The organism is Streptomyces sp. NPDC001100 (assembly GCF_053598575.1).
In genome coordinates this window covers 287,446-312,784 of record NZ_JBSFKO010000002.1, presented here as the reverse complement: position 1 = coordinate 312,784, position 25,339 = coordinate 287,446, and the positions used below count along the sequence as shown (strand labels likewise).

General features: G+C 71.9%; 22 protein-coding genes. 16 read left to right on the top strand and 6 right to left on the bottom strand.

Features of this window, described 5'->3' with window-relative positions:
* Positions 1-15: 15 nt before the first annotated feature.
* Positions 16-1,368: an SWIM zinc finger family protein gene (locus ACWDEW_RS03685; RefSeq protein ID WP_450509224.1), complete on the bottom strand. Its 1,353-nt coding sequence runs from the start codon at positions 1,366-1,368 to the stop codon at positions 16-18.
* Between the two features lie 156 nt (positions 1,369-1,524).
* On the opposite strand from ACWDEW_RS03685, the gene ACWDEW_RS03680 reads away from it, so the two are divergent.
* From ACWDEW_RS03680 to sucD, 7 genes are all read left to right on the top strand, one after another.
* Entirely contained in the window at positions 1,525-2,664 is a 1,140-nt protein-coding gene (locus tag ACWDEW_RS03680) for an ATP-binding protein (protein WP_450509222.1), read from the top strand.
* Positions 2,665-2,730: 66 nt separating this feature from the next.
* Positions 2,731-5,331 (top strand): DUF5682 family protein, encoded by a 2,601-nt coding sequence (locus ACWDEW_RS03675; RefSeq protein ID WP_450509220.1) that lies wholly within the window; start codon positions 2,731-2,733, stop codon positions 5,329-5,331.
* A 193-nt stretch (positions 5,332-5,524) separates the two neighbouring features.
* Positions 5,525-6,757 (top strand): VWA domain-containing protein, encoded by a 1,233-nt coding sequence (locus tag ACWDEW_RS03670; protein ID WP_450509493.1) that lies wholly within the window; start codon positions 5,525-5,527, stop codon positions 6,755-6,757.
* A gap of 65 nt (positions 6,758-6,822) precedes the next feature.
* Positions 6,823-7,692 carry a hypothetical protein gene (locus tag ACWDEW_RS03665; RefSeq protein WP_450509218.1) on the top strand — a complete coding sequence of 290 codons (870 nt, stop codon included), beginning with the start codon at positions 6,823-6,825 and terminating at the stop codon, positions 7,690-7,692.
* Between the two features lie 79 nt (positions 7,693-7,771).
* The gene (locus ACWDEW_RS03660; RefSeq protein ID WP_450509216.1) at positions 7,772-7,954 is read left to right on the top strand and encodes a hypothetical protein; all 183 of its coding nucleotides are present in this window, start codon (positions 7,772-7,774) and stop codon (positions 7,952-7,954) included.
* Positions 7,955-8,317: 363 nt separating this feature from the next.
* On the top strand, positions 8,318-9,496 hold the full coding sequence (gene sucC, locus ACWDEW_RS03655; RefSeq protein ID WP_450509214.1) for an ADP-forming succinate--CoA ligase subunit beta: 1,179 nt from the start codon (positions 8,318-8,320) through the stop codon (positions 9,494-9,496).
* Between the two features lie 21 nt (positions 9,497-9,517).
* Positions 9,518-10,402 (top strand): succinate--CoA ligase subunit alpha, encoded by an 885-nt coding sequence (gene sucD, locus ACWDEW_RS03650; RefSeq protein ID WP_019066811.1) that lies wholly within the window; start codon positions 9,518-9,520, stop codon positions 10,400-10,402.
* A 201-nt stretch (positions 10,403-10,603) separates the two neighbouring features.
* Here the strand turns inward: sucD and ACWDEW_RS03645 are convergent, their stop codons facing one another.
* Positions 10,604-11,740, bottom strand: a complete 1,137-nt coding sequence (locus tag ACWDEW_RS03645) for a helix-turn-helix domain-containing protein (protein ID WP_450509212.1) — start codon at positions 11,738-11,740, stop codon at positions 10,604-10,606.
* Positions 11,741-11,836: 96 nt separating this feature from the next.
* On the opposite strand from ACWDEW_RS03645, the gene ACWDEW_RS03640 reads away from it, so the two are divergent.
* A complete protein-coding gene (locus ACWDEW_RS03640) occupies positions 11,837-13,582 on the top strand; it encodes a cell division protein PerM (protein ID WP_450509210.1) in 1,746 nt (581 codons plus the stop codon).
* 13 nt (positions 13,583-13,595) lie between these two features.
* Here ACWDEW_RS03640 and ACWDEW_RS03635 read toward each other — a convergent pair whose 3' ends face one another.
* Positions 13,596-14,390: a hypothetical protein gene (locus ACWDEW_RS03635; protein WP_450509208.1), complete on the bottom strand. Its 795-nt coding sequence runs from the start codon at positions 14,388-14,390 to the stop codon at positions 13,596-13,598.
* A gap of 275 nt (positions 14,391-14,665) precedes the next feature.
* On the opposite strand from ACWDEW_RS03635, the gene purN reads away from it, so the two are divergent.
* Both purN and purH read left to right on the top strand, forming a co-directional pair.
* Entirely contained in the window at positions 14,666-15,295 is a 630-nt protein-coding gene (gene purN, locus ACWDEW_RS03630) for a phosphoribosylglycinamide formyltransferase (RefSeq protein WP_450509206.1), read from the top strand.
* Complete coding sequence (gene purH / locus ACWDEW_RS03625; protein WP_450509204.1) at positions 15,292-16,857, top strand: bifunctional phosphoribosylaminoimidazolecarboxamide formyltransferase/IMP cyclohydrolase; 1,566 nt, start codon at positions 15,292-15,294, stop codon at positions 16,855-16,857. The genes purN and purH overlap by 4 nt, the downstream gene beginning before the upstream one ends.
* 84 nt (positions 16,858-16,941) lie before the next feature.
* Here the strand turns inward: purH and ACWDEW_RS03620 are convergent, their stop codons facing one another.
* Complete coding sequence (locus tag ACWDEW_RS03620) at positions 16,942-17,610, bottom strand: RDD family protein (protein WP_450509202.1); 669 nt, start codon at positions 17,608-17,610, stop codon at positions 16,942-16,944.
* 245 nt (positions 17,611-17,855) lie between these two features.
* On the bottom strand, positions 17,856-18,497 hold the full coding sequence (locus tag ACWDEW_RS03615; protein WP_450509200.1) for a hypothetical protein: 642 nt from the start codon (positions 18,495-18,497) through the stop codon (positions 17,856-17,858).
* Positions 18,498-18,792: 295 nt separating this feature from the next.
* On the opposite strand from ACWDEW_RS03615, the gene ACWDEW_RS03610 reads away from it, so the two are divergent.
* From ACWDEW_RS03610 to ACWDEW_RS03585, 6 genes are all read left to right on the top strand, one after another.
* Positions 18,793-19,647, top strand: coding sequence for a bifunctional methylenetetrahydrofolate dehydrogenase/methenyltetrahydrofolate cyclohydrolase (locus ACWDEW_RS03610; RefSeq protein WP_362974943.1), 855 nt, complete (start codon positions 18,793-18,795; stop codon positions 19,645-19,647).
* A gap of 34 nt (positions 19,648-19,681) precedes the next feature.
* The gene (locus tag ACWDEW_RS03605) at positions 19,682-20,134 is read left to right on the top strand and encodes a DUF3017 domain-containing protein (RefSeq protein WP_450509199.1); all 453 of its coding nucleotides are present in this window, start codon (positions 19,682-19,684) and stop codon (positions 20,132-20,134) included.
* A 262-nt stretch (positions 20,135-20,396) separates the two neighbouring features.
* Entirely contained in the window at positions 20,397-20,849 is a 453-nt protein-coding gene (locus tag ACWDEW_RS03600; RefSeq protein WP_450509197.1) for a helix-turn-helix domain-containing protein, read from the top strand.
* A gap of 128 nt (positions 20,850-20,977) precedes the next feature.
* Positions 20,978-22,144 (top strand): DUF2690 domain-containing protein, encoded by a 1,167-nt coding sequence (locus tag ACWDEW_RS03595; RefSeq protein WP_450509195.1) that lies wholly within the window; start codon positions 20,978-20,980, stop codon positions 22,142-22,144.
* Between the two features lie 347 nt (positions 22,145-22,491).
* Entirely contained in the window at positions 22,492-23,481 is a 990-nt protein-coding gene (locus tag ACWDEW_RS03590; protein WP_450509193.1) for a malate dehydrogenase, read from the top strand.
* 151 nt (positions 23,482-23,632) lie between these two features.
* Positions 23,633-24,451: a hypothetical protein gene (locus ACWDEW_RS03585; RefSeq protein ID WP_450509191.1), complete on the top strand. Its 819-nt coding sequence runs from the start codon at positions 23,633-23,635 to the stop codon at positions 24,449-24,451.
* A 31-nt stretch (positions 24,452-24,482) separates the two neighbouring features.
* On the opposite strand, the gene ACWDEW_RS03580 is transcribed toward ACWDEW_RS03585, so the two are convergent.
* Entirely contained in the window at positions 24,483-25,172 is a 690-nt protein-coding gene (locus ACWDEW_RS03580) for a siderophore-interacting protein (protein ID WP_450509189.1), read from the bottom strand.
* Positions 25,173-25,339: the final 167 nt, after the last annotated feature.

Genomic DNA, 25,339 nt, shown 5'->3' with positions numbered 1-25,339 from the left:
GGTCGGTGGGTGCGCTCAGCACAGGGACACCGGCTCTCCCGCCGTCTCCGGCCAGGCCGTCAGCGGGGTGAAGCCGCGGTGGCCCAGCTCGCCGAAGACCTTGACCGGGGCGCCGCCGGAGAGCGCGACGAGTCGCCACAGGCCGGGCCGGGAACGGGCGCTGGGAGTGAGGGGGAGCGCCGACTCCGCGTCGGCGTCCGCCAGTTGCCAGGAGTCGCCGTCCGGGGTCGGCACCACCCGGTCCAACGTCACCGGGACCGCGTCCAGCCACGGGTCGTCCCGCAGCGCCTCCCCGTAGCGGACGGCGGCCTGTTCCGTCGTCACACCTGGCGGCCGTGCCGTGGTCGGCCCGGGCGGCGCGAACTGCTCGCCCAGGGCTGCCCGGAGCTGCCCGGCACCGGGGAACGCGGACACCTCCGCCTCCAGGGCCAGCCCGACGGGCAGCGCCAGCTCCGGGGCGCGACCCGCCGCACCGTAGGAGAGGAGCAGGCTCGTGCGGTCCGACGCCGTGCCGTGCAGCCATATCCGGCGCGTCGTCAGCTTCGCGTCCGCCGTGTCGTACTGGGCCAGGACCAGCCAACTGTCGCGCAGCGGCGGGCCGTCCGCCGAGCCGGGCAGGCCGATACGGGAACGGACCGTCGCCGCCAGGCCGTCGGGCAGCCGCTCGCGGCGCAGCCAGGCCCGGTCGAGGAGATGGAGCAGCGCGCACTCCTCCAGCAGCCGCACCGGCCAACCCGGTCCCGAGGACGGGATCGCCCCCAACTCCCTTGCCCGCGCGGCCAGTCCGGGAGCCTGCGCGTCGACCATACGGGCCGCGGTCTCCTCCCACACCCCGTACCCCGCCTGCTCCGCCGAGGCCAGCCCGGTGCGCAGCAGGTCCGTCAGCCGCTGCTCCAACTCGCCCGCGCCCGCGGTGATCCGCTCTGCCCGGCGCTCCGCCCTGCGCCGCGCCGCCTCCGGATCAGCGGCGGCCGGGGAACCGGACGCGTCCCCCGCCCGTTTCTCCTCCGTCCGCTTCCGCCGCCCCGCCAGCCACTGCTCGGCCCAGTCCGGCGCCTGCCCCGCCGGCACCGCGTCGTCCTCGCCCGCCCACAACAGCAGCAGTCCCAGCGCGTGTTTGCACGGGAACTTGCGACTCGGACAACTGCACTTGTACGCCGGCCCCGCGGTGTCCGCGATGTCGACGACCGTCTGATACGGCTTGCTGCCGCTGCCCTTGCACAGCCCCCACACCGTCCCCTCGTCAGAACTCCCCGCCTCGGACCACGGCCCCGCCGCCCCGAGCTTGCTTCCCGCCTTGCGTGACGCTGCGTCAGGCGCCAGTGCCAGCACCTGGTCAGCCGTCCAGCGCACCCCCTGCTGAGTCATGACATCGAAGGTAGATCCCGGCACTGACAATCGGCCCGCGAGCGGTTCGACGGATGGCTCCGCCAGTGCGTTTCCGCAGGTCAGATCGCGTTGTCAGTGGCGTGGTGCACGGTGGACACCAGATCCGAACCGGCCGAGCTGGAGGGGGCCTCAGCCATGACTGTGTCCGCAGAACCCATGAACGCGCAGGCGAGTGAGAAGCAGACGGCCGAGCCGCCGGAGGCACTGCGTCCGCACGCCGAGGACGCCTTCGCCGACGAACTCGCGGCGCTCGCCGCACAGGACGACCGGCCGCGCCCGGTCCGCTGGAAGATGTCGCCGTGGGCGGTCGCCACCTACCTCCTCGGCGGCATCCTGCCGGACGGCACGGTGATCACGCCGAAGTACGTCGGCCCGCGCCGCATCGTCGAGGTCGCCGTCACCACCCTCGCCACCGACCGCGCCCTGCTCCTGCTCGGCGTGCCCGGCACCGCCAAGACCTGGGTCTCCGAGCACCTCGCGGCGGCGGTCAGCGGCGACTCGACCCTGCTCGTCCAGGGCACCGCCGGCACCCCGGAGGAGGCGATCCGCTACGGCTGGAACTACGCGCAGCTGCTCGCGAACGGCCCGAGCCGCGACGCCCTGGTGCCCAGCCCCGTCATGCGGGCCATGGCGGAGGGGATGACGGCACGGGTCGAGGAACTGACCCGGATCCCCGCCGACGTACAGGACTCGTTGATCACGATCCTGTCGGAGAAGACGCTGCCCATACCGGAGTTGGGGCAGGAGGTGCAGGCCGTCCGCGGCTTCAACCTGATCGCCACGGCGAACGACCGCGACCGCGGGGTCAACGACCTTTCCAGCGCCCTGCGCCGCCGTTTCAACACGGTGGTGCTGCCGTTGCCGGAGAGCGCGGACGCCGAGGTCGACATCGTGTCCCGCCGCGTGGACCAGATCGGCCGCTCGCTCGACCTGCCGGCGGTGCCCGAGGGGGTCGACGAGATCCGCAGGGTGGTGACCGTCTTCCGTGAACTGCGCGACGGGATCACGGCGGACGGGCGGACGAAGCTGAAGTCGCCCAGCGGCACGCTGTCGACGGCCGAGGCGATCTCCGTCGTCACCAACGGCCTTGCCCTCGCTGCCCACTTCGGCGACGGGCTGCTGCGGCCGAGCGACGTCGCCGCGGGGATCCTCGGCGCCGTCGTCCGCGACCCGGCGGCCGACCGCGTCATCTGGCAGGAGTACCTGGAAGCGGTCGTCCGGGAGCGCGACGGCTGGAAGGACTTCTACCGGGCCTGCCGGGAGGTGAGCGCGTGAGCGCGGCCAAGGGGACCGTCGACGAGGACTCCACTTGGAGCTGGACCCGGAGGGGAGGAGGACGAAGTGACCGGAGCTGAGCCGCTGTTGCTCGGGGTGCGGCATCACGGGCCCGGTTCGGCGCGGGCCGTGCGGGCGGCGCTCGTGGCGGCCCGGCCGCGGGTCGTACTGATCGAGGGGCCGCCCGAGGCCGACGCGTTGATTCCGCTGGCCGCCGAAGAGGACATGCGACCGCCGGTCGCGCTCCTCGCCCACGCCGTGGACGAGCCCGGTCGTTCGGCCTTCTGGCCGCTGGCCGAGTTCTCCCCGGAATGGGTCGCGATCCGCTGGGCTCTGGAGCACGGGGTACCGGCTCGCTTCATCGACCTTCCGGCCGCGCACACGCTGGCGTGGGGGATGGGGACCGAGGACAAACCCACGGGCAAGGAACAGGAACAGGAACAGGAACAGGAACAGGAACAGGGCTCCACCAACCCGGATGCTCCCTCCGGCCCCGACATCCGCGTCGACCCCCTCGCCGTGCTCGCCGAGACCGCCGGGTACGACGACCCCGAGCGCTGGTGGGAGGACGTCGTCGAGCACCGGGGTGCGGGGGAGCAGGACCCGTTCGCGCCGTTCACCGCGCTGGAGGAGGCCATGGGGGCACTGCGCGAGACGTACGGGGTCGGCGGGCACGACCGGGATCTCGTGCGGGAGGCGTACATGCGGCTCCAAGTGCGCGCGGCACAGCGGGAGTTCGAGGACGACGTGGCCGTGGTGTGCGGAGCCTGGCATGTGCCCGCGCTGCGGCAGAAGACGGCTGTCGCCGCGGACCGCGCACTGCTGAAGGGGCTGCCCAAGGTCAAGGCCGAGCTGACCTGGGTGCCGTGGACGCACCGCCGACTGTCGCGGGCCGGCGGGTACGGCGCCGGCATCGACTCGCCGGGCTGGTACGGCCATCTCTTCGCGGCGCCGGACCGGCCGGTCGAGCGGTGGATGACCAAGGTCGCGGGGCTGCTGAGGGAGGAGGACCGCATCGTCTCCCCGGCCCATGTCATCGAGGCGGTACGGCTGGCGGAGACCCTCGCGGTGATGCGCGGCCGCCCGTTGCCGGGGCTCGGCGAGACCACCGACGCGGTGCGCGCGGTGATGTGCGAGGGCTCGGACGTCCCGCTGTCCCTGGTGCGTGACCGGCTCGTCGTCGGAGATGTGCTGGGCGAGGTACCGCCGGGCGCCCCCGCCGTGCCGTTGCAGCGCGACCTCGACCGGAAGCAGCGCAGGCTGCGGATCAAACCGGAGGCGCTGGAGCGGGAGTTGGAGCTCGACCTGCGCAAGGAGACCGACGCCGCGCGCAGCAGACTGCTGCACCGGCTGCGGCTGCTGGGTGTCGACTGGGGCGAGCCGGTCGCCTCGCGGGGGAGCACGGGCACGTTCCGGGAGACGTGGCGGCTGCGCTGGGAACCGGAGTTGGCGGTGCGGGTCGCCGAGGCGGGCGTCTGGGGCACCACCGTGCTCGCCGCGGCGAACGCCAAGGCGGAGGCGGACGCCGTCGGCGCGCAGGGCCTCGCCGACGTCACCGCACTCGCCGAGCACTGCCTGCTGGCCGAACTCCCGGACGCACTCCCCGTGGTGATGCGGGTCCTCGCCGACCGCGCCGCCCTCGACACCGACGTCGGCCACCTCGCCCAGGCGCTGCCTGCCCTGGTCCGTTCGCTGCGCTACGGCGACGTGCGCGGCACCGACACCGGCGCGCTGACCGAGGTCGCCGCGGGCCTCGCCGAGCGGATCTTCGTCGGCCTGCCCCCGGCCTGCACGGCCCTCGACGCGGACGCGGCGGATGAAATGCGACGCCATGTGGACGCGGTGCACGGGGCGGTGGCACTGCTGGGGGATGTCGGTGGGGCTGGGCGGGATGCAGCCCTCGGGGCCGAGCGGGGGAAGGCCTCGGAGGCCGGGAGTGGCGATGCCACCGCGCCGGCGCACGGGGGCGCAGCCGGACCCGGACCCGGACCCGGGCACGACAATGCCTCAGCGCCGGGCGACGGTGAAGGATCCGGTCCCGCGTCCGGCGAGGCATCCGGACCGGAGCGGCACAACGCCTCCGTGGCAGGGCGCGCCGATGCCCCCGCCCTCGGCCATGGCGACCTGCGCCGTCGCTGGCGCGCGGTGCTTCGGACACTCTCCGCGCGGGACACCGTGCCGGGCGTCATCCGGGGACGTGCCGTACGACTTCTGCTGGACGGCGGGGAGTTGGGTCCGGACGAGGCGGCCCGGCTGATGGGGCTGGTGCTCTCGCCCGGGACACCGCCGGCGGACGCGGCGGCGTGGATCGAGGGCTTCGTCGGCGGCGGGGGCGGGCTGCTCCTCGTGCACGACGAGCGGCTGCTCGCTCTGGTGGACACCTGGCTGACCGGGGTGTCGGCGGAGGCGTTCACGGACGTACTGCCGTTGCTGCGGCGCACGTTCTCGGCGTACGAGTCGGGAGTGCGCAGAACGCTCGGTGAGCTGGTGCGACGCGGACCTGGGAAGCAGGCGGGGGCGGTGGCGACGGCAGTCGGGATATCCGGGTTCGGCGCGGAGTTGGACGCCGGGCGGGCGGACGCGGTGGTGCCGGTGCTGCGGCTGATGCTGGGGCTGGACGACTTGGCGGGGAACGGCGACAACGAGCTTGTGGGGGTGGCGGGATGACGGCGAGCAGCGGTAGGCAGGGCACGAGAAGGCCGGGGGAGAGGGCTCAGGCGGCGGGTGCCGGGCGCCGGCCCGAGGATCGTCCGGCGACCGCCGTGCGGGTCGTGCCGTTGTGGGAAGGGCTGCGTGCGGGGGTGCGCGGATGACGGCGAACGGAGCGACGGGGACGACGGCGCGCGGGGCAGCCGACGCGATGGGGGCGACGGCGATGACGGCGAACGGGGTGGCTGGGGTGGCCGGATTGACCGGGGCGGGCGACGCCGGCGACGTCGCGGATCCGGACCCGGGGCAGGAGCGGTTGCGGCGGTGGCGGCTGGTGCTCGGGGGTGACGCGGCCGACGGCACCGGGTGCGCGCTGTCCGGGCAGGACGCCGCGATGGACGGGGCGCTGGCCGCGCTGTACGGCAGGGGGGACAAGGAGCGGGCGGGGAAGGACCGTTCGGCGGGGCTCGGGGCGTCGGCGCCGTCCGTCGCACGCTGGCTGGGGGACATCCGGACGTACTTCCCCTCCTCCGTCGTCCAGGTCATGCAGCGCGACGCCATCGACCGGCTCCGGCTGTCCGCGCTGCTGCTCGAACCGGAGATGCTGGAAGCGGTCGAGGCCGATGTGCACCTGGTCGGCACGCTGCTCTCCCTCAACAAGGCGATGCCGGAGACCACGAAGGAGACGGCACGGGCGGTGGTGCGCAAGGTCGTCGAGGACCTGGAGAAGCGGCTCGCCACCCGCACCCGGGCCACCCTCACCGGTGCCCTCGACCGCAGCGCCCGTGTCAACCGGCCGCGCCACCACGACATCGACTGGAACCGCACGATCGCGGCCAACCTCAAGCACTACCTGCCGGAGTACCGGACGATCGTGCCGGAGCGGCTGATCGGATACGGGCGGGCGTCCCAGTCCGTGAAGAAGGAGGTCGTCCTCTGCATCGACCAGTCCGGGTCGATGGCCGCGTCCGTCGTCTACGCCTCCGTGTTCGGGGCGGTGCTGGCGTCCATGCGGTCGATCGACACCCGGCTCGTCGTCTTCGACACCGCGGTCGTCGACCTCACCGACCAACTCGACGACCCGGTGGACGTCCTCTTCGGGACACAGCTCGGCGGCGGTACGGACATCAACAGGGCCCTCGCGTACTGCCAGTCGCAGATCACCCGGCCCGCGGAGACGGTGGTCGTGCTGATCAGCGACCTCTACGAAGGGGGGATACGGAACGAGATGCTCAAGCGGGTCGCGGCGATGAAGGCGTCGGGGGTGCAGTTCGTGACGCTGCTCGCGCTGTCCGACGAGGGTGCGCCCGCCTACGACCGCGAACACGCCGCCGCGCTGGCCGCGTTGGGGGCGCCGGCCTTCGCCTGTACGCCGGACCTGTTCCCGGAGGTGATGGCGGCGGCGATCGAGAAGCGGCCGTTGCCGATACCGGACACAGCCTGACGAACGGGCTTGGGGGACAGGGGGGTTGCGCGTCCTCGGGCGGCCCGTGCGAGGATCGTCGTCTCATGATCTGGCCCACCGCACTGACCGGTGCCGCCCTGCGCGTGACGCGTACGGCGGTGGGGCGGCGTGTGCTCCAACTGTCCCTGCTGGTGGGCGGGTTGTTCATGCTGGGCCTCGTGTGCGGTGGACAGGCGCAGGCGGCGGACGGGGCGCCGGGACAGCAGCCGGGGAGCCCGACGGTGGCTGCGGTTGCCTCGGTGGATCCGGTGGCTCAGGTAGCTGCGGTGGTGAAGCCGGTTCCGATTCCGGTTCAGGTTCCTGTTGTCGCTCCGGTGCCGGCTCCGGTAACGGACACCGTGGAGCGGGTCGTGCGGCCCGTGAGCGACGTGCTGACGAAGACGGTGACCGCGGTGTTGGCCGAGGCACCTTCGTTGCCCCCGTTGCCCTCGTTACCTTCGCTGCCCACCGTGCCCTCGGTCCCCGTGGTGCCGAGTCAGCCCGTGCCCCCGGTCCAGGAGCCTCCGGCGCACACGGCGCCGGTGGCGGTGCCGACGCCCGTCCGGTCGGCCCGGCAGCCCGCGAGTGGTGGACATCGTTCGGAGGCGAGGCCCGCCGAGGCGGCCGCAGTCCGCGGCGTGACGTACGGGCCGCGCGTCGCCGCCGTCGATGAGGGCGCCGCCGCAGGACATGCGGCCGTACGTCATGTGCCGTCCGTCAGGCACGCCCCGGCGCGTCAGGCACCCAACGGTGACCCGGGTGGCGCCCCGCGCGATCAGCAGGCCGTGGACGGCGGCACCGCGCGGCACTGTGACGCGCAGGCCGTGACCCTGGACAACCGGGTGCCCGTGCGGTTCGTGCCCGGTGTCCCCGAGGGCGCGGACGCGGCGAAGACCCGGGACAGGTACCGGGACGTTCCCGTTTTCCCAGGCTAGGCAGGCTCCTCCGGCAGTTGGTCTGCCCGGAAAGTCGCCATGTCTCCCTTTCTGGAACGCCTGAGGAACCGACGTACCCATGAGCAACAACATGAGCACGAGCACCGACATCACCCCGGCCGAAGTCCGACGACGTCTCGTCGATGCCGTGGTCTCCGTCCCGCGAGAGTCCCGGGTCAGGGCCGCCGCGGCCATCCAGGGCGCACTGGCCGCACGCGCCGCACACACTGTGTGCGCCCGGACCGTCCGGCACTGGGAGTAACAGACTCCGTGAGGCAGTGACCCCGGACGGCCGAATGCCGTCGGTCTGTCCGGGGGCGCGTCTCGCGGTATGGGATCCTCGCCGGGCCAGCCCCAACCCGGCGGGGACCCCGCCCGAACAGCCCGCCCGTGAGCCCCGTCCACGGCACTCCGTGTCACGGAATCCGGCATCATGTGACAGGTATCACCGCTCAGGTGTGACCCTCGATTTAGGGGCCCCCTGCAAGCAGCGATAACCTGCGAGACGGACATGCCGCGCGCTCGGTCACCGTGTGCGCCTCCCTTGTGACAGCGGACGTCACGTTGCCCTTCGCGGCACGCCCACGCATCCAACGAACCGCGAGATCACTGAGGACGGAAGCGCGTGGACCTGTTCGAGTATCAGGCGAGGGACCTCTTCGCCAAGCACGATGTACCGGTGCTGGCCGGTGAAGTCATCGACACGCCTGAGGCGGCCCGCGCAGCCACAGAGCGGCTCGGCGGCAAGTCCGTCGTCAAGGCCCAGGTGAAGGTCGGCGGCCGTGGCAAGGCCGGTGGCGTGAAGCTCGCCGCCACCCCGGACGAGGCCGTCGCGCGTGCGACGGACATCCTCGGCATGGACATCAAGGGCCACACGGTCCACAAGGTGATGATCGCCGAGACCGCGCCCGAGATCGTCGAGGAGTACTACGTCTCCTTCCTCCTCGACCGCACCAACCGCACCTTCCTCGCCATGGCGTCCGTCCAGGGCGGCGTGGAGATCGAGGTCGTCGCGGAGGAGAACCCCGAGGCCCTCGCGAAGGTGCCGGTCAACGCCAACGAGGGCGTGGGCATCGAGAAGGCCCGCGAGATCGTCGCGCAGGCGAAGTTCCCGGCCGACGTCGCCGAGCAGGTCGCCGAGATCCTGGTGACGCTGTGGGACACCTTCGTGAAGGAGGACGCCCTCCTCGTCGAGGTCAACCCGCTCGCCAAGGTCGCCGACGGCCGTGTCATCGCCCTCGACGGCAAGGTCTCGCTGGACGAGAACGCCGAGTTCCGCCAGCCGGAGCACGAGGCGCTGGTCGACCACGCCGCCGCCAACCCGCTTGAGGCGGCCGCCAAGGCCAAGAACCTCAACTACGTCAAGCTCGACGGCGAGGTCGGCATCATCGGCAACGGCGCGGGTCTCGTCATGAGCACCCTGGACGTCGTCGCGTACGCCGGTGAGGCGCACGGTGGCGTGAAGCCGGCCAACTTCCTCGACATCGGCGGCGGCGCGTCCGCGGCCGTGATGGCGAACGGCCTGGAGATCATCCTGGGCGACCCCGACGTCAAGTCGGTCTTCGTCAACGTCTTCGGCGGCATCACCGCGTGCGACGAGGTCGCCAACGGCATCGTGCAGGCGCTGCAGCTGCTCGCGGACAGGGGCGAGGAAGTCACCAAGCCCCTCGTCGTCCGCCTCGACGGCAACAACGCCGAGCTGGGTCGCAAGATCCTCTCCGACGCCAACCACCCGCTGGTCCAGCGCGTGGACACCATGGACGGCGCGGCCGACAAGGCCGCCGAGCTCGCGGCTGCGAAGTAAGGGACGAGGGACAAAACAGCCATGGCTATCTTCCTCACCAAGGACAGCAAGGTCATCGTCCAGGGCATGACCGGCTCCACGGGCATGAAGCACACCAAGCTCATGCTGGCGGACGGCACCAACATCGTCGGTGGCGTCAACCCCCGTAAGGCCGGCACGTCCGTCGACGTCGACGGCACCGAGATCCCGGTCTTCGGCACGGTCGCCGAGGCGATCGAGAAGACGGGCGCGAACGTATCCGTCCTCTTCGTACCGCCGGCCTTCTCCAAGGCCGCCGTCGTCGAGGCGATCGACGCCGAGATCCCGCTCGCGGTCGTCATCACCGAGGGCATCGCCGTCCACGACTCGGCCGCGTTCTACGCGTACGCGGTCGCGAAGGGCAACAAGACCCGGATCATCGGCCCGAACTGCCCCGGTCTCATCACCCCGGGCCAGTCGAACGCCGGCATCATCCCGGGCGACATCACGAAGCCGGGCCGTATCGGCCTGGTCTCGAAGTCCGGCACGCTGACGTACCAGATGATGTACGAGCTGCGTGACATCGGCTTCTCGTCCGCCGTCGGCATCGGTGGCGACCCGGTCATCGGCACCACGCACATCGACGCGCTCGCCGCGTTCGAGGCCGACCCCGACACCGACCTGATCGTGATGATCGGTGAGATCGGTGGCGACGCGGAGGAGCGGGCCGCGGACTTCATCGCGAAGAACGTGACCAAGCCGGTCGTCGGTTACGTCGCGGGCTTCACCGCGCCCGAGGGCAAGACCATGGGCCACGCCGGCGCCATCGTCTCCGGTTCCTCTGGCACGGCCGCCGCGAAGAAGGAGGCCCTTGAGGCCGCCGGCGTCAAGGTCGGCAAGACGCCGACCGAGACGGCGAAGCTGGCGCGCGAGATTCTGGCCGGCTGAGTTTCTCAGCTGAACGTCGATGGGCCCGTTCCCGTTATGGGGGCGGGCCCATCGACGCGTCATGGGGTGCCGGGTTCGGTTGTCGGGCGGGTGCGGGTGCGTCGTGGCCGTTCGCGCCTTTCCCCGCGCCCCTGAAACGCCGGCCCGCTGTCTCTTCTAGGGGCGCGGGGAACTGCGCGACCAGCCCCCGCCGGCCCGCACCTAACGACTCAACGGATGCAGTCTTTCGGGCCCGGCAGTCATCCCGGTCCGCAATCGATCCCGGAGCCGCACCTCCTCCTCGGACAAAGAACCCTGCACCACCCGCGCCGGCACCCCCTCCACCCGTTGTCCCAACGGCACCGGCGGCTCGTAGTGGGTCGGCGCCGTGCGCAACGTGAGCGTCGTCGCGCCGATGATCGTGACGGTGAACGCGATCGCCGCCCGGCTCCAGAACACGGTTCGGCGTTCACCCACGAAACGAACCACCGGCGGCTTGGCCGCGTGCAGCCGCCCCGTGGAGGCCAGTTCGGTCAGCCGCCGGTGCAGCTCGGCAGGGTCCGAGAGCTCCGGGAGCCGCGCGGCCAGCGCCTCGCGCGCGTGCAGCAGCCGGTTCGCCGCGGCCGGTGTGCTCGCCTCCGTCTCCGCCGCCAGCTCCGCGAGACCGAGCCCGACACCGTCGTAGAGGAGAAGCGTGCGGCGGTACGACGGGGGGAGTCTGAGGAGTGCGGTGAGCAGGGCGCGGTCGGCGGGGGCCGGGGGCGGGGGTTCCGGGTGGCGGTATCTGGGGCGGAAGCGGTGCCAGGGGGAGAGCGCGTACTCGTACGCGACCGAGCGCACCCAGCCGGCCGGGTCGCGGTCGACCGCCACCTCGGGCCAGCGCTGCCACGCGGTCTGGAAGGCCCGCTCCACGGACTCCCGCGCCAACTCGCGCCGCCCGGTGAGCAGATAGGTCTGCCGTACGAGGGAGGGCGCGCAGAACGCGTAGAGCGCGTCGAAGGCCTGAGCGGGGGTCAGGGGCGCGGGCGCCGGATCCGTGTGCGGTACGGGGATCTCGACCACGACGATGTCGGCCTGCGGCGGCTCCGGTTGAGCCTCCGGCACCGTTGCGGCGACGGTTTCCACCGCTGCCTCCGTCTCTTCCGCTGTGGGGGTGTCCTCGGCCAGGTCGTTGAGCAATTTCGCGTACGCCTCCCGTTTCCGGCCGCGTGGTGAGGTGCGGCCGGTCTCCCACGCGCGCACCGTCTCGCGGCTGACGCCGACCCGCGTGGCGAGCTGAGCCTGCGTCAGGGACGCGGCCTCGCGCAGTCGTCGGCGTTCCTTGGGTGGCGGGAGCGGGGTTGCAGGGGTCTGCGTCACCGGATGCCCCTTCGTACGAAAAAGTACATAAATGTATATTGGGCGACACTTCGGAGGTTCGCCTGTTACGACGAGAAAGCGCGTGTCGTTGGGAGCATGGCGGTCGTGATGCCGATGACCCACCGCCGACCGTCGTTGTCGCCCCTCCTCACCCGGATGCGCGACCGATCCCCCGGACTGGCCGCCAGCCTCTTGGGTGGTGCGGTCGCGGCGGGGCTCGGACTCGGCTCGTTCGCCGTGCTCGTGATGATGCTGTGGATCAGCTCGCCGTACCCCGACAGCGGACCCGGCGGCGCCCTGCACATGGCCGCCGCGCTCTGGCTCCTCGCGCACGGCGTCGAACTGGTCCGCACCGACACCCTCTCCGGAATCCCCGCCCCCGTCGGCGTGACCCCGCTGCTCCTCCTCGTCCTGCCGGTCTGGCTGCTGCACCGGGCGGCCCGGGACGCGGTGCTGGGCGGGGGAGACGACGAGACCGACACCGACATCCCGCCGGTCCCGGCCCGCACCGCCTGGACCGGCGTCGCCCTCGGCTACCTCGCCGTCGGCACCGCCGCGGCGCTCTACGCGTCCGGCGGCGAACTCTCCCCGTCCTGGAGCTGGACGGCGGTGTGTCTGCCGCTGCTCGCGGCGGGCGCGGCCGGGTCGGGTGTGTGGACGGCGTACGGGCGCCCGCGGGAACCCGTGTTGAGCGTGCTGGTCCTGCTGCCGGCCGGGCTGCGGCGGCTCGTCCTGGGCCCCGAGGCCCGCGAGTCCCGGGCCCGGATCGGCACCGCCGCGCGTGCCGCCGGTATCGGCACGGCGGTGTTCGTCGGGGGCGGCGCGCTGCTGCTCACGGCGTCCCTGGTCTGGCACGGCGGTGCGGCGCAGACGTCGTTCCTGCGGCTGACGGAGGCGCTGTCGGGCCGGTTCGCCGTCCTGTTGCTCTGCCTGGCGCTGATCCCGAACGCGGCGGTCTGGTCGGCGGCCTACGCCCTCGGCCCCGGCTTCGCGCTCGGCACCCACCACACGGTGGACCCCCTCAACTCGGCCCCGGCTCCGCTGCTTCCCCCGTTCCCGCTCCTCGCGGCGGTTCCGGACGCGGGCACCGGAACCCCGCTGAACTGGCTGGCGGTACTGGTGCCGCTGGCCGCCGGGGTGATGGTCGGGTGGTTCGTGGCGCGGGTCGCGGGAGGGCAACGGGGCGACGGCGAGGGCCGGTTGGCGAAGTCGGGGGGCGCGGGCGGTCCGGCGTCGGCATCCTGGCCGCAGGGCCGTACCGCCGCCACCGCGCTGCTCGCCGCCGCCCTGTGCGCCGCAGCGCTGGCGCTGTTCGCGGAGTTGTCGGGCGGTCCGCTCGGCGGTGCCGCGCTCGCGCGGTTCGGGCCGGTGTGGTGGCAGACCGGGGGAGCGGCGCTGGCGTGGCTCGCGGTGGTCGCGGTGCCCACGGCGACGGGGCTGCGGGCCTGGCGACTGCGGGAGCCCAGGGTGCCGAAACCGACGATCGCGAAACCGCGGGAGGGCGCGGCCGAGAAGGCGCCGGACGCTCCGCCGCAACGCCGGTTCCGGAAGCCGTTCACGGTCGGCCGACGCCGGTTCACCCGCAAGCCGAAGGAGACGCCGGTACCTGTGCCGGTCCAGGCTCCCGTCGACCAGCCGTACCTCGCCTACGACCACGACCCGACGTTCGACCCGTACGACTTCCTGCCCGTCGACGTCCCGTCGGGGTCCTCGCCGACCCCCTGGTACGACGACACCTCCCGCGAGGCGCGCTGGGCGGCCCTGAGGGAGGCGGCGACTCCACCGGAGCACCCGGAGCACCCGGAGCACCCGGAGCACCCGGACGGGCCCGAGCCCAACTGACCGGCGTCGTGCTTCAGTTGGCGGTCCCCAGCAGGCCCCGCAGATCCTTCGGCAGCAGCTGGTTGCAGGACTGCTTCGCCTCGTTCGTGAGGGCGTCGTTCGTGCAGGTGTAGAAGTCCTTGTAGGCCAGCTGCGCGATGAACATCCCGGCGACCAGGACGATGGCCAGCGACGCGGTGACCAGGCCGCTCACCGCCGCCGTCGTCTGGGGGCGGCCCGGTGCCTCGGGCGCGGCCGGGGTGTCCGGGTCGGCGGTGCGGGGCTTGGCGCGCAGCGCGCTGCCGCCCCAGTAGAGGGCCAGCGCGCCGAGCAGCAGGGCCACGTACGGCCAGCTGAAGAGGGCGAAGAAGAAGGCCCACATGCCGCTCAGCAGGGCGTAGCGGGCGCGCCGCTGGGCCGGGTCCGTCGGGTCCCAGCGCATGCCCTGGCCGGGGCCGGGGCCGTTGTTCGGGCCCTCGGGACCGTTGCCCGGCCCGCCCTGTCCGCCGAGCCGGTCGCCGAAGCCGCCCTGGGAACGCCCGGGCTGCCGGTCGCTCCACTGACTGCCCCACGGCGAACGGCCGCCGTCACCCTGCGAGGAGTCGTCACCGCCGTCACGGCCCTCCGGGCGCCGCGGCTGCCACGGCCGGTCCGGGGTGCCCTCGGGCGGCGGGGCGAACGGGTTGTCGTCCGACCCCGCACCGCTCTGTCCCTCCGAGGGCGCGTCGGGCGGCGAGGAGGGCCGCTCCCGGAGCAGCACGGTGCCGCGCTCCCCTCCCTGCAAGGACTGCGGGGGGAACGCGAGGAGTCGGGGACTGCGGTCCGGCATCAAGTGAGCGTCTTCCCCTTGTTGAATACGTCTCTCCGACATGAGCTGTCACTTCGTGAACGCGTCGCACGACAACGGCGTTCCCGAACCCGCTCTCCCCAGACGCTACCTTCCGGCCACGCCCCCGTCCCGTGGGGGCTGTCCGGTGTGCCGGTATCGTTGCTGACGGTCGGCCGCTTCGTAGACTTCCCCGTATCCCGGGGCGCGAAGCATTCGTATGAATGCACGAACGGGCCGGCCGCACGCACCCCGCTCCCCCGAGAAAGGGCCCCGCCGTGGCCGCCAAGCCCGTGGCCAAGCGCCTTGTCGTGCTGGTCTCCGGTTCCGGTACGAATCTGCAGGCGCTGCTCGACGCCATCGCGACCGAGGGCGACGAGGCCTACGGAGCCGAGATCGTGGCCGTGGGCGCGGACCGCGAGGGCATCGAGGGCCTGGCCCGCGCCGAGCGCGCCGGGTTGCCCACCTTCGTGTGCAGGGTGAGGGACTTCGCGAGCCGCGAGGAGTGGGACGCGGCGCTCACGGCGGCGACCGGGGCGTACGAGCCCGATCTGGTCGTGTCGGCCGGGTTCATGAAGATCGTGGGCAAGGAGTTCCTCGCCCGTTTCGGCGGCCGGGTCGTGAACACGCACCCCGCCCTGCTGCCCAGTTTTCCGGGGGCCCACGGCGTACGGGACGCGCTCGCGTACGGCGCCCGGGTCACCGGCTGCACCGTCCACTTCGTCGACGACGGCGTCGACACCGGGCCGATCATCGCTCAGGGCGTGGTCGAGATCCTGGACGAGGACGACGAGAGCGCTCTGCACGAGCGCATCAAGGAAGTCGAGCGAAGGCTGCTCGTCGATGTCGTGGGGCGGCTGGCCCGCAACGGCTATCGCATCGAGGGACGAAAGGTAGTTATCCAGTGACCGCCGAGAGCAACAAGCGAGTCATCCGACGGGCGCTCATCAGCGTCTACGACAAGACCGGACTCGAAGAGCTGGCGCGCGGCCTGCACGAGGCGGGCGTCGAACTCGTCTCCACGGGCTCCACGGCCGCCCGTATCGCCGCTGCCGGTGTCCCCGTCACCAAGGTCGAGGAGCTGACCGGCTTCCCCGAGTGCCTGGACGGCCGGGTCAAGACCCTGCACCCGAAGGTGCACGCGGGCATCCTCGCCGACCTGCGTCTCGAAGACCACCGGCAGCAGCTCGAAGAGCTCGGTGTGGAGCCGTTCGACCTCGTGGTCAGCAACCTCTACCCGTTCCGCGAGACCGTCGCCTCCGGTGCCACGCCCGACGAGTGCGTCGAGCAGATCGACATCGGCGGCCCCTCCATGGTCCGCGCCGCCGCCAAGAACCACCCCTCCGTCGCGATCGTCACCAGCCCCGCGCGGTACGCCGACGTCCTCAAGGCCGTCACCGAGGGCGGCTTCGACCTCACCACCCGCAAGCGGCTCGCCGCGGAGGCCTTCCAGCACACGGCCGCGTACGACGTGGCCGTGGCGAGCTGGTTCGCGTCCTCGTACGCGCCGGTCGACGAGTCGCGGTTCCCCGACTTCCTCGGCGGCACCTGGGAGCGCGAGAACACCCTGCGCTACGGCGAGAACCCGCACCAGCCGGCCGCCCTCTACGTCGACGCCTCGGGCGGCGGTCTCGCGAAGGCCGAGCAGCTGCACGGCAAGGAGATGTCGTACAACAACTACACGGACACGGATGCCGCGCGCCGTGCCGCCTACGAACACGCCGAGCCCTGTGTCGCGATCATCAAGCACGCCAACCCCTGCGGTATCGCGGTCGGTTCGGACGTCGCCGAGGCGCACCGCAAGGCGCACGCCTGTGACCCGCTGTCGGCGTTCGGCGGGGTGATCGCCGTCAACCGGCCGGTCAGCAAGGAGCTGGCCGAGCAGGTCGCCGAGATCTTCACCGAGGTCATCGTCGCGCCGGACTACGAGGAGGGCGCGCTGGAGGCCCTCGCCAAGAAGAAGAACATCCGGGTGCTGAAGGCCCCGGGCGGTCCGGCGAACGCGGTCGAGTTCAAGGCGATCGACGGCGGGGCGCTGCTCCAGGTCACCGACCGGCTCCAGGCCGACGGCGACGACCCGGCCAACTGGACGCTGGCGACGGGCGAGGCGCTGTCCGAGTCGGAGCTGGCCGACCTCGCCTTCGCCTGGAAGGCCTGCCGCGCGGTGAAGTCCAACGCGATCCTGCTGGCCAAGGACGGTGCCTCGGTCGGCGTCGGCATGGGCCAGGTCAACCGGGTGGACTCCGCGAAGCTGGCGGTCGAGCGGGCGGGCGCCGAGCGCGCCCAGGGTTCGTTCGCGGCCTCGGACGCGTTCTTCCCGTTCCCGGACGGGCTGGAGATCCTCACCGAGGCCGGCGTCAAGGCCGTTGTCCAGCCCGGCGGTTCGGTCCGTGACGAGCTGGTGGTCGAGGCCGCGAAGAAGGCCGGCGTCACGATGTACTTCACCGGGACGCGGCACTTCTTCCACTGAGGTCACCCGCTGCGGCCTCGTATACGGCTCAGGGCCGTGCCCCCGAGGAATCGGGTGGCACGGCCCTGAGCCGTATGGGGACCGTCAGTTCTGGATGACCATCGTGCCCGCGGCCTTGTCGTGCCAGCCCTGCTGGCGGCCGGACTTGTCCCAGAACGGGGACAAGTAGACGACGAGCTGGCCGATGCCGCAGGCGAAGCTGCCGACCACCGGGATGACCCAGCGGATGATCGACGAGCCCAGGCCCGGCTTCTGGCCCGTGTCGGCCTTCACCACGCGCAGGCCGACGGCCATCTTGCCCAGGGTCGCGCCGACCAGACCGACCATCAGCCACTCGTAGAGCAGGCTGCAGACCATCAGGGCGCCGACGACCGCGCCGATCGCGCCCACCATGTGGCTCGCCGCGTTGTCGACGCAGGACTGGTAGTCGGAGGCGTTCGGGTCGCAGTCCTTGATGGCGCTGATCGAGCCGGCGACACCCGCGAGGGAGAGCACGAAGTAGATGACGAAGAGGATCAGTCCGTCGATCAGGCGGGCGCCGAAACGCCGGCCCATCGAGGCTATGCGCGGGGCGCCGGGCACACCGGGGCCGCCCGGGTAGCCGGGCTGCTGGGGGTAGCCGTAGCCGGGCTGGCCGCCCTGGGGATAGCCGTAGCCCTGCTGCGGGGGCTGCTGGGGATAGCCGTAACCGGCCTGGCCCTGCGGGGCGTTCTGGGGCTGCCCGTAAGGGTTGTTGGGATCGCCGAAGCTCATGGCGAGGTTCCTCCGTCTGCACTGTCTCAGGTGGGGACGATGCGGGTTGTGCGGAGGAACGTCGTTGCTTGAGCGGTTTTCCCCCCGAACATGAACCGCGGTACTGCGCCGCTCATGCTCGTGGGGGTGATCACTTTTTGTCCAGTTGGAATCCTCATGTGTTGTGTAAGCGAAACATCAATTTCGCTGGGCGACCGAATGTGTTCGTCTGCTCTTTACGGTCTCTCAGCGGTGGTGCGAGCGGGTCAGTAGCGCGGGCGCGCGAACCACGCCGTGCCGCTCGCGACCATCGGGGCCGCCGTGATGACCGCGCCGAAACCGACCCACAGCAGCGCGTAGAGGACCGCCGCGGCCGGTCCGTTGTCGAGGGCGGCGATCAGGACGACGAAGCCGGCGATCGTGCCGAGCGCGCCGTAGACCACCGTGGTCACGCGGATGCCCTGGCCGCCGCGGCTGAACTTGACGCCCAGGGTGATGGACAGGGCGGCGAAGGCGAGGCTGACGAGCCCGAAGAACACGAGGATCCCGGCCAGCGCGTGACCGGCGTCGTCGACCGACTTCAGCGGGACCACGGAGGTCGCGTCGTCCGTCACATCGCTGACGAAGGCCCCGAAGTAGAGCCAGGCCGCACCGGCCAGGATCTGCGTCGCGGAGATGATGAACAGGAAGACGCGGGCCGTCATGAGCAGTCCGGGCATCGACTGCGCGGGCATCATCGCGCCGCCCGGGTAGCCGTAGCCGTGGCCGGAGTACGGCTGCTGCTGGGGGTAGCCGTACCCGTAGGTGTAGCCGGGAGCGGTGGGGGGCTGCTGGGGCGGTGGGGGCGGCTGCGACGGCTGGGGCGGCTGCCCATACGGATACGGGTTGTTCGGGTCGCCGAAACTCATGGCGTCTCTCCTCCGTCTGCCTCGACGAGTGCGGGGACGACGTGCGGCACCGACTGGAGGAAAGCCCTGTGGATCAAGTAGATCAAGTGGATCGAGCGGTTGGTGCGGTTGGTGCGATTGATACGGACGCGCTGCGTTCCCCCGGTACTGCACGCGGCACTGTGTCCCCATGGTTCTGGAGGCGGCTGCCCCCGTCCAGCGGAATTCCGCATATTGCGTATATTCCGCATCTTCCGTACGGGTTGTGGAGGAGCCTGATTGGAATCGGGGCCCGGTCATCCGCGAGGATGGGGACATGACCGCCCAGATTCTCGATGGCAAGGCCACCGCAGCCGCGATCAAGTCCGATCTGACCGCCCGCGTGGCGGCGCTGAAGGAGAAGGGCGTCACGCCCGGCCTCGGCACGATCCTGGTCGGGGACGACCCCGGCAGCCAGAAGTACGTCGCGGGCAAGCACCGCGACTGCGCCCAGGTGGGCATCGCCTCCATCCAGCGCGAACTGCCCGCCACCGCGACGCAGGAGGAGATCGAGGCGGTCGTCCGGGAACTCAACGAGGACCCGGCCTGCACCGGCTACATCGTCCAACTCCCGCTCCCCAAGGGCATCGACGAGAACCGCATCCTGGAACTCATGGACCCGGACAAGGACGCCGACGGCCTCCACCCGATGAACCTCGGCCGCCTCGTCCTCAACGAGCCCGCCCCGCTGCCCTGCACCCCGAATGGCGTGCTGACCCTCCTGCGCCGCTACGGCGTGGAGATCAAGGGCGCCGAGGTCGTGGTCGTCGGACGCGGCGTCACCATCGGCCGCCCGATGCCGCTCCTGCTCACCCGCCGCAGCGAGAACGCGACCGTGACCCAGTGCCACACGGGCACCCGCGACCTCTCCTCCCACCTCAAGCGCGCCGACATCATCGTCGCCGCGGCCGGTTCCGCCCATCTGATCCGGCCCGAGGACGTGAAGCCGGGCGCCGCCGTCCTCGACGTCGGGGTCTCCCGGAACGCCGACGGCAAGATCGTGGGCGACGTCCACCCGGGTGTCGCCGAGGTCGCCGCCTGGATCTCCCCGAACCCCGGCGGAGTCGGCCCGATGACCCGCGCCCAACTGCTCGTCAACGTGGTCGAGGCGGCGGAGCGCAGTGTCGCCTGACAGCAAGGAACCGGCCGGCAGGAGGACGGACGCCGTGGACGACATCGAGGTGACGGACCCCGTCAGCGCCCCCGGCGCCGACGGCGTCCCGCGCCGCACCACCCGCCGCTTCCCCCTCTTCACCCGCGACACCGCCCGCCCCGAGGGCGGCGGCCGGGCCGCGTCCGGCGCCGCCCCGGCACCGGCCCGCCAGTGGCCCATCCTCGCGGTGCTCGGCACGGTCGGCCTCGGCCTCCTGCTCACCGCCTTCGACGTCTTCCGCTACGGCACCCTGCTCATCGGCGCCGCCCTGCTGGCCGGCGCCGTCCTGCGCTGGGTCCTGCCGGACGTCGGCATGCTCGCCGTACGCTCCCGCTTCACCGACGTCGTCACCTACTGCGTGCTCGGCCTCGCGATCGTCCTGCTGGCGATGATGGCGCAGCCGAAGCCGTGGCTGGTCATCCCGTTCCTGAAGGACACGCTGCACTACACGGTCAACACCGGCTGACAGCCGGTCGGTTCACGACACACGACGGCGGCCCGTCCCCTCCCCCGAGCAAGGACGCGCCGCCGTCTGCGTTTCAGCGTGCCGCGCGGTGAGCGGGCTGTTCAACGGCTGTCAGCGCGCTGTGGCAGGGAGGTGACCGTTTCGCTACGCGCTCCGCACCCCGCCGCGACGAGGGAACCGTTCCCCTTCCGGCGTCGTCATTTCGCTCGGAACGGGCAAGTAGGGCGAGCCGGCGGGCGAGCGGGCGGGCGGTGGAGGTGCGATGAGCGGCTGGCAGCCGCTGCCGGACGAACTGCCGGCGGAGGTACGGCACTTCGTGGAACACCTGCGCCTCCTCAAGGACCGCACCGGGCTGAGCCTGGCCGCGCTCGGTGCCCGCACCGCGTACAGCAAGTCCTCCTGGCACCGCTATCTCAACGCGGGCCAGCCCCCGCCCCGGCAGGCGGTCGTCGCGCTGTGCCGGGTGGCGGGCGCCGATCCCGAACGCATCGGGGTGCGCTGGGAGTTGGCGGTCCAGGCCTGGCCCCGCCCGGTCACCGTCCCGGAGCGGGCGGCGGACGGGGACGAGTACCGGGACGATCCGACCCTGCCCTGGTGGGACACACCGCCCGAGAAGGGGGAGCGCGGGCCCGGCGGACGGCTGCTGCGGTACGCGGTGCTGCTGCTGGTTCTGATGCTTCTCGTGACTGTCGTGGGGGCCGTCGTGCTCGGGTGAAGGCCGGTATGTGCCCAGTGTGTCGATGTATTGACAAGTTTGCGGATTTGCAACGAACTCGACCAACAACCGCGTTAGCGTGGGCAATTCAGGGCAGAGGGGGGAAAGCAATGCCTCGTTGGAGGGCCTTGCCGGATGAACTCGATCCGCAGGTCAAGGAGTTCGCAGGTCAGCTGCGCCGGCTCGTGGACCGCAGCGGCCTGAGCGTCGCGGCGGTGGCCGACCGCACGGGTTACAGCAAGACGTCCTGGGACCGTTATCTCAATGGCCGGCTCCTCGCGCCGAAGGGGGCGATCGTCGCCCTCGCGGAGGTCACCGGCACCCATCCCGTCCATCTGACCACGATGTGGGAGCTGGCCGAGCGGGCCTGGAGCCGTTCGGAGATGCGGCACGACATGACCATGGAGGCGATGCGGATCTCCCAGGCGCGTGCCGCGCTCGGCGAGTTCGGGGCGCCTCCGGCGAACGCACAGAGCGGCAAGGCCGAGGGCGGGAAACCCGAGGGCGGCACGTCGCCGCGCAAGGGTGGCAGTGTCACCGCGACCCCGGGGATCGCGGGCCCGGCGGGGGTGTCACCGACGGTGCCGCCGCAGCCCGCGGCGCCCGGGAGTGACGTACGGGAAGGTGCCTCGCAGGTCGGCAACTCGTGGGGGCCGGCCGGGTATTCGAGGCCGGCGGGGCAGTCCGGTGGCGCGGCTTCGCGGCCGGGAGCCGGGCAGGTGCCGGAGGCCGTGATGCCGCACGGCGAGTTGCCGCGGGCGCCCCGGCCGGGGCCGCCGGACGGACTGGCCGGTGCCAGGCGGCGGTTCCTGATGTTCGCCGCCGGGGTCGTCGGGGTGGTGGTCGTGATCGCGGCCGTGTTCCTGTTCACCAACAAGGGTGACGGGGACAAGAAGACGAGCGCCACGCACACCTCGGCCTCGCCGTCCGTCAGCACGAACCCCGACCTGCCGGCCGGAGTGAAGTGCGTTGGCGCGGGCTGCACCGGCAAGGACGCCGAGGCCATGGGCTGCACCACGGACGCGGGCGCGGCGACGACCGCCAGGACCGCGACCGTCGGCACGACCGTCGTCGAGGTCCGCTACAGCAAGACCTGCGGCGCCGCCTGGGGCCGGATCACCGCCGGAGCGCAGGGGGACTCCGTCCAGGTGAGCGCGGGCACCGTCAAGGAGAGCGACAGCATCACGGCGGCCGGCGACAACATCGCCTACACCCCGATGGTCGCGGTGAAGGACGCCGGCGAGGCGAAGGCCTGCGTGACGCTGGCGTCGGGTCAGAAGGGGTGCACGACCTAGGGCACGTGCGGCACGCGGCGCACGTAGGACACGTATGTGGGGATTCGGTGAACGTAGGGAATGGCCGTCCCGGATCGGGGGCAGGCGGTCATCACCCCCACGGGAGTCCGGACCCCCGGTACCCCCCACGGCGGTCGTCCGGTGTTTCTCTCCCGAGCCGGACGGCCGCCTTTTCCGTGCCGCGATCCGGGCGCTGTGGGGTGGGCCACACGGGCCCGGCAGTCCGCGATCCCGGATGCGCGATAGCCTGACCGGTGGATCTCTTGATGCCAAGAGATCGATCATTTGTACGTCCCGCACCCCGGGGCAGTGCCGCCCCACCGCCAGCTGTCATAACGGAGAACGCCATGACCCGCACTCCCGTGAACGTCACCGTCACCGGCGCGGCCGGCCAGATCGGTTACGCCCTGCTCTTCCGCATCGCCTCCGGCCAGCTGCTCGGCGCGGACGTGCCGGTCCGGCTGCGTCTCCTGGAGATCACCCCGGCGCTCAAGGCCGCCGAGGGTACGGCGATGGAGCTCGACGACTCCGCCTTCCCGCTCCTTCAGGGCATCGACATCACGGACGACCCGAACGTCGCCTTCGACGGCACCAACGTCGCCCTCCTCGTCGGCGCCCGCCCCCGCACCAAGGGCATGGAGCGCGGCGACCTGCTCTCCGCCAACGGCGGCATCTTCAAGCCGCAGGGCAAGGCCATCAACGACAACGCCGCGGACGACATCAAGGTCCTCGTCGTCGGCAACCCGGCCAACACCAACGCGCTCATCGCGCAGGCCGCGGCCCCGGACGTACCGGCCGACCGCTTCACCGCGATGACCCGCCTGGACCACAACCGCGCGCTGACCCAGCTCGCGAAGAAGACGGGCACCACGGTCGCCGACATCAAGCGCCTGACCATCTGGGGCAACCACTCCGCCACCCAGTACCCCGACATCTTCCACGCCACGGTCGCCGGCAAGAACGCCGCCGAGACCGTGAACGACGAGAAGTGGCTCGCCGAGGACTTCATCCCGACCGTCGCCAAGCGCGGCGCCGCGATCATCGAGGCCCGCGGCGCGTCCTCGGCGGCCTCCGCCGCGAACGCCGCCATCGACCACGTCCACACCTGGGTCAACGGCACGGCGGACGGCGACTGGACCTCCATGGGCATCCCGTCGGACGGCTCCTACGGCGTCCCCGAGGGCCTCATCTCCTCCTTCCCGGTCACCACGAAGGACGGCGTCTACGAGATCGTCCAGGGCCTGGACATCAACGAGTTCTCCCGCGCCCGCATCGACGCGTCGGTGAAGGAGCTGGAGGAGGAGCGCGAGGCGGTCCGCTCCCTCGGCCTCATCTGAGCCACTCGGCGGGCCGTTCTCGACGGCTCTGTCACGAGCTTGCGCGGGCCCTGTTCCGGTTACGGCCGGAGCGGGGCCCGTCCCCTTTTCCGCCGCTACCTTCGGGAGCGGTACGAAGAGGTGCCCGGTGGGGTGATTCGGGGGGTTCGTGATGAGCGACTGGAACGGCTTCGGGGCGGAGCGCGGGCCGAGCGAGGAGAGAGGGCAGGCGCCCTGGTCGGTGTGGTCGACGGCGGAGACACAGACCTCGCTGACCCCTCCGGCATGGGTGTCGCCGCCGGCCCCTGTCCCGGCTCCGGCTCCGGCTCCCGCACCCGTCACCGACCATCGGGTCCGGCGGGTGGCCCTCGCGGTCGTCGCCGCGGTCGTGCTGGGCGCGGGCGCGGGCGGCGGCTTCTGGTACGTCACGCACGGGCGCGTCACCCACGACCACGTGGGCACGAGCGCGGGCGCGGGCGCGAGTACGGGGACGAGCGCGGGGACCGGCGCGGGCACGAGTGGCGGCGCGACCGGACCCGGATCGTCCTACCGCACCGCCCAGGACCCCACCGGCTACACCGTCGAGATCCCCCGGGGCTGGACCCGGGCCCAACGGCAGGGAGCCAAGGCCCCGGTGATCTCCTACGACTCCCCGGACGGCACGCGCCGCCTGCAGATCTTCCGGATCACCGAGAACTCCCCGGCCCTGTCCCTCGACCTCGCCGAGAACGACCCCGGCTACGGCTTCGCCCGCCAGTCGGGCTACCAGGTCCTCGACCGTGCCTCCGGCCCCACCTGGGCCGAACTCACCTACCGCTACGACGACCAGGACAAGGGCGCCCGCCGGGTGATCGACCACCGTTTCGAGGCGGCGGACGGCTCGCTCTACGCGATCCGGTCCAGTGGCCCCGAGTCCCTCGATCCCGCGCTGGTCCGCGCGCCGCTCACCACCGCGATCGGTTCCTTCTGTCCGGCGGGCGCGAACTGCTGACCGGCGGGGGTGACTTGCCGACCCGCTGCCCCTACTCCAGCCCCCGCTTCCCCGGCGCCCAGAACGGCTTGGTGAGGACAGACCTCCGGTCCCAGCCCAACTCCCCTACGAGCACCTGCCGTACGGCCTGCACGGTCCGGGCCTCCCCGGCGACATAGGCGATCCCGCCCGGCTCGGGGGCGAGGTCCCGCACCGCGTTCCGGAGTGAAGTCCCGCCCCTGGTAAGCCAGTTGAGGTGGTCGGAGTGGGTCAGCGGCAGCCGGTCCGCGTCCGACTCCGTCTCCACGGCACCGGAGACCCGCGTCCCCTCGGGCAGCGCGGCCAGCATCGCGCCGAAGGCGACGGAGGCCGTCTCCTCGCCGACGAAGACATGGTGGGCGGCGTCGGACCGGAGGGTGAAGGTGCCCTCCGGCTTCCGCAGCCGCACCTGCTCACCGACGCCGACGCTCTTTCCCCAGCGCGCCCCGGGTCCCCCTTCGGAGTGGTCCAGCACGCACAACTCGACGGCGCCGGACGGGTCGTAGCGCCACACCGAGTACGTACGAAGGGTCAGGCCGCCGACCAGGACGCGTACCTGTTGGCCGGGACGGACGTCGAGTCCGGCGAGGGTGTCGCCCTCGACGCGCAGTCGGCGCATCCGGGCGGTGATCGGCTCGGCGGAGGTGACGGTGGCTCGCAGGGTCAGCAGGTCGAGGACGGGGTTCAGGAGGGCGGTGGGCACGGGGGCTCCTCAACTGGGCTGTGCGCGAGGGGAGTTGATGAACGGACGCGACGCGATATTACGCGTTTCCCGCCGGACGCGATAGTGCGTGTGGTGGGTCGGTCGAGGTGCCCAGGCCTGAGTCGGGGCCCGTCCGGCGCGGCGGCGGCGCGGTGACGACGCCGACC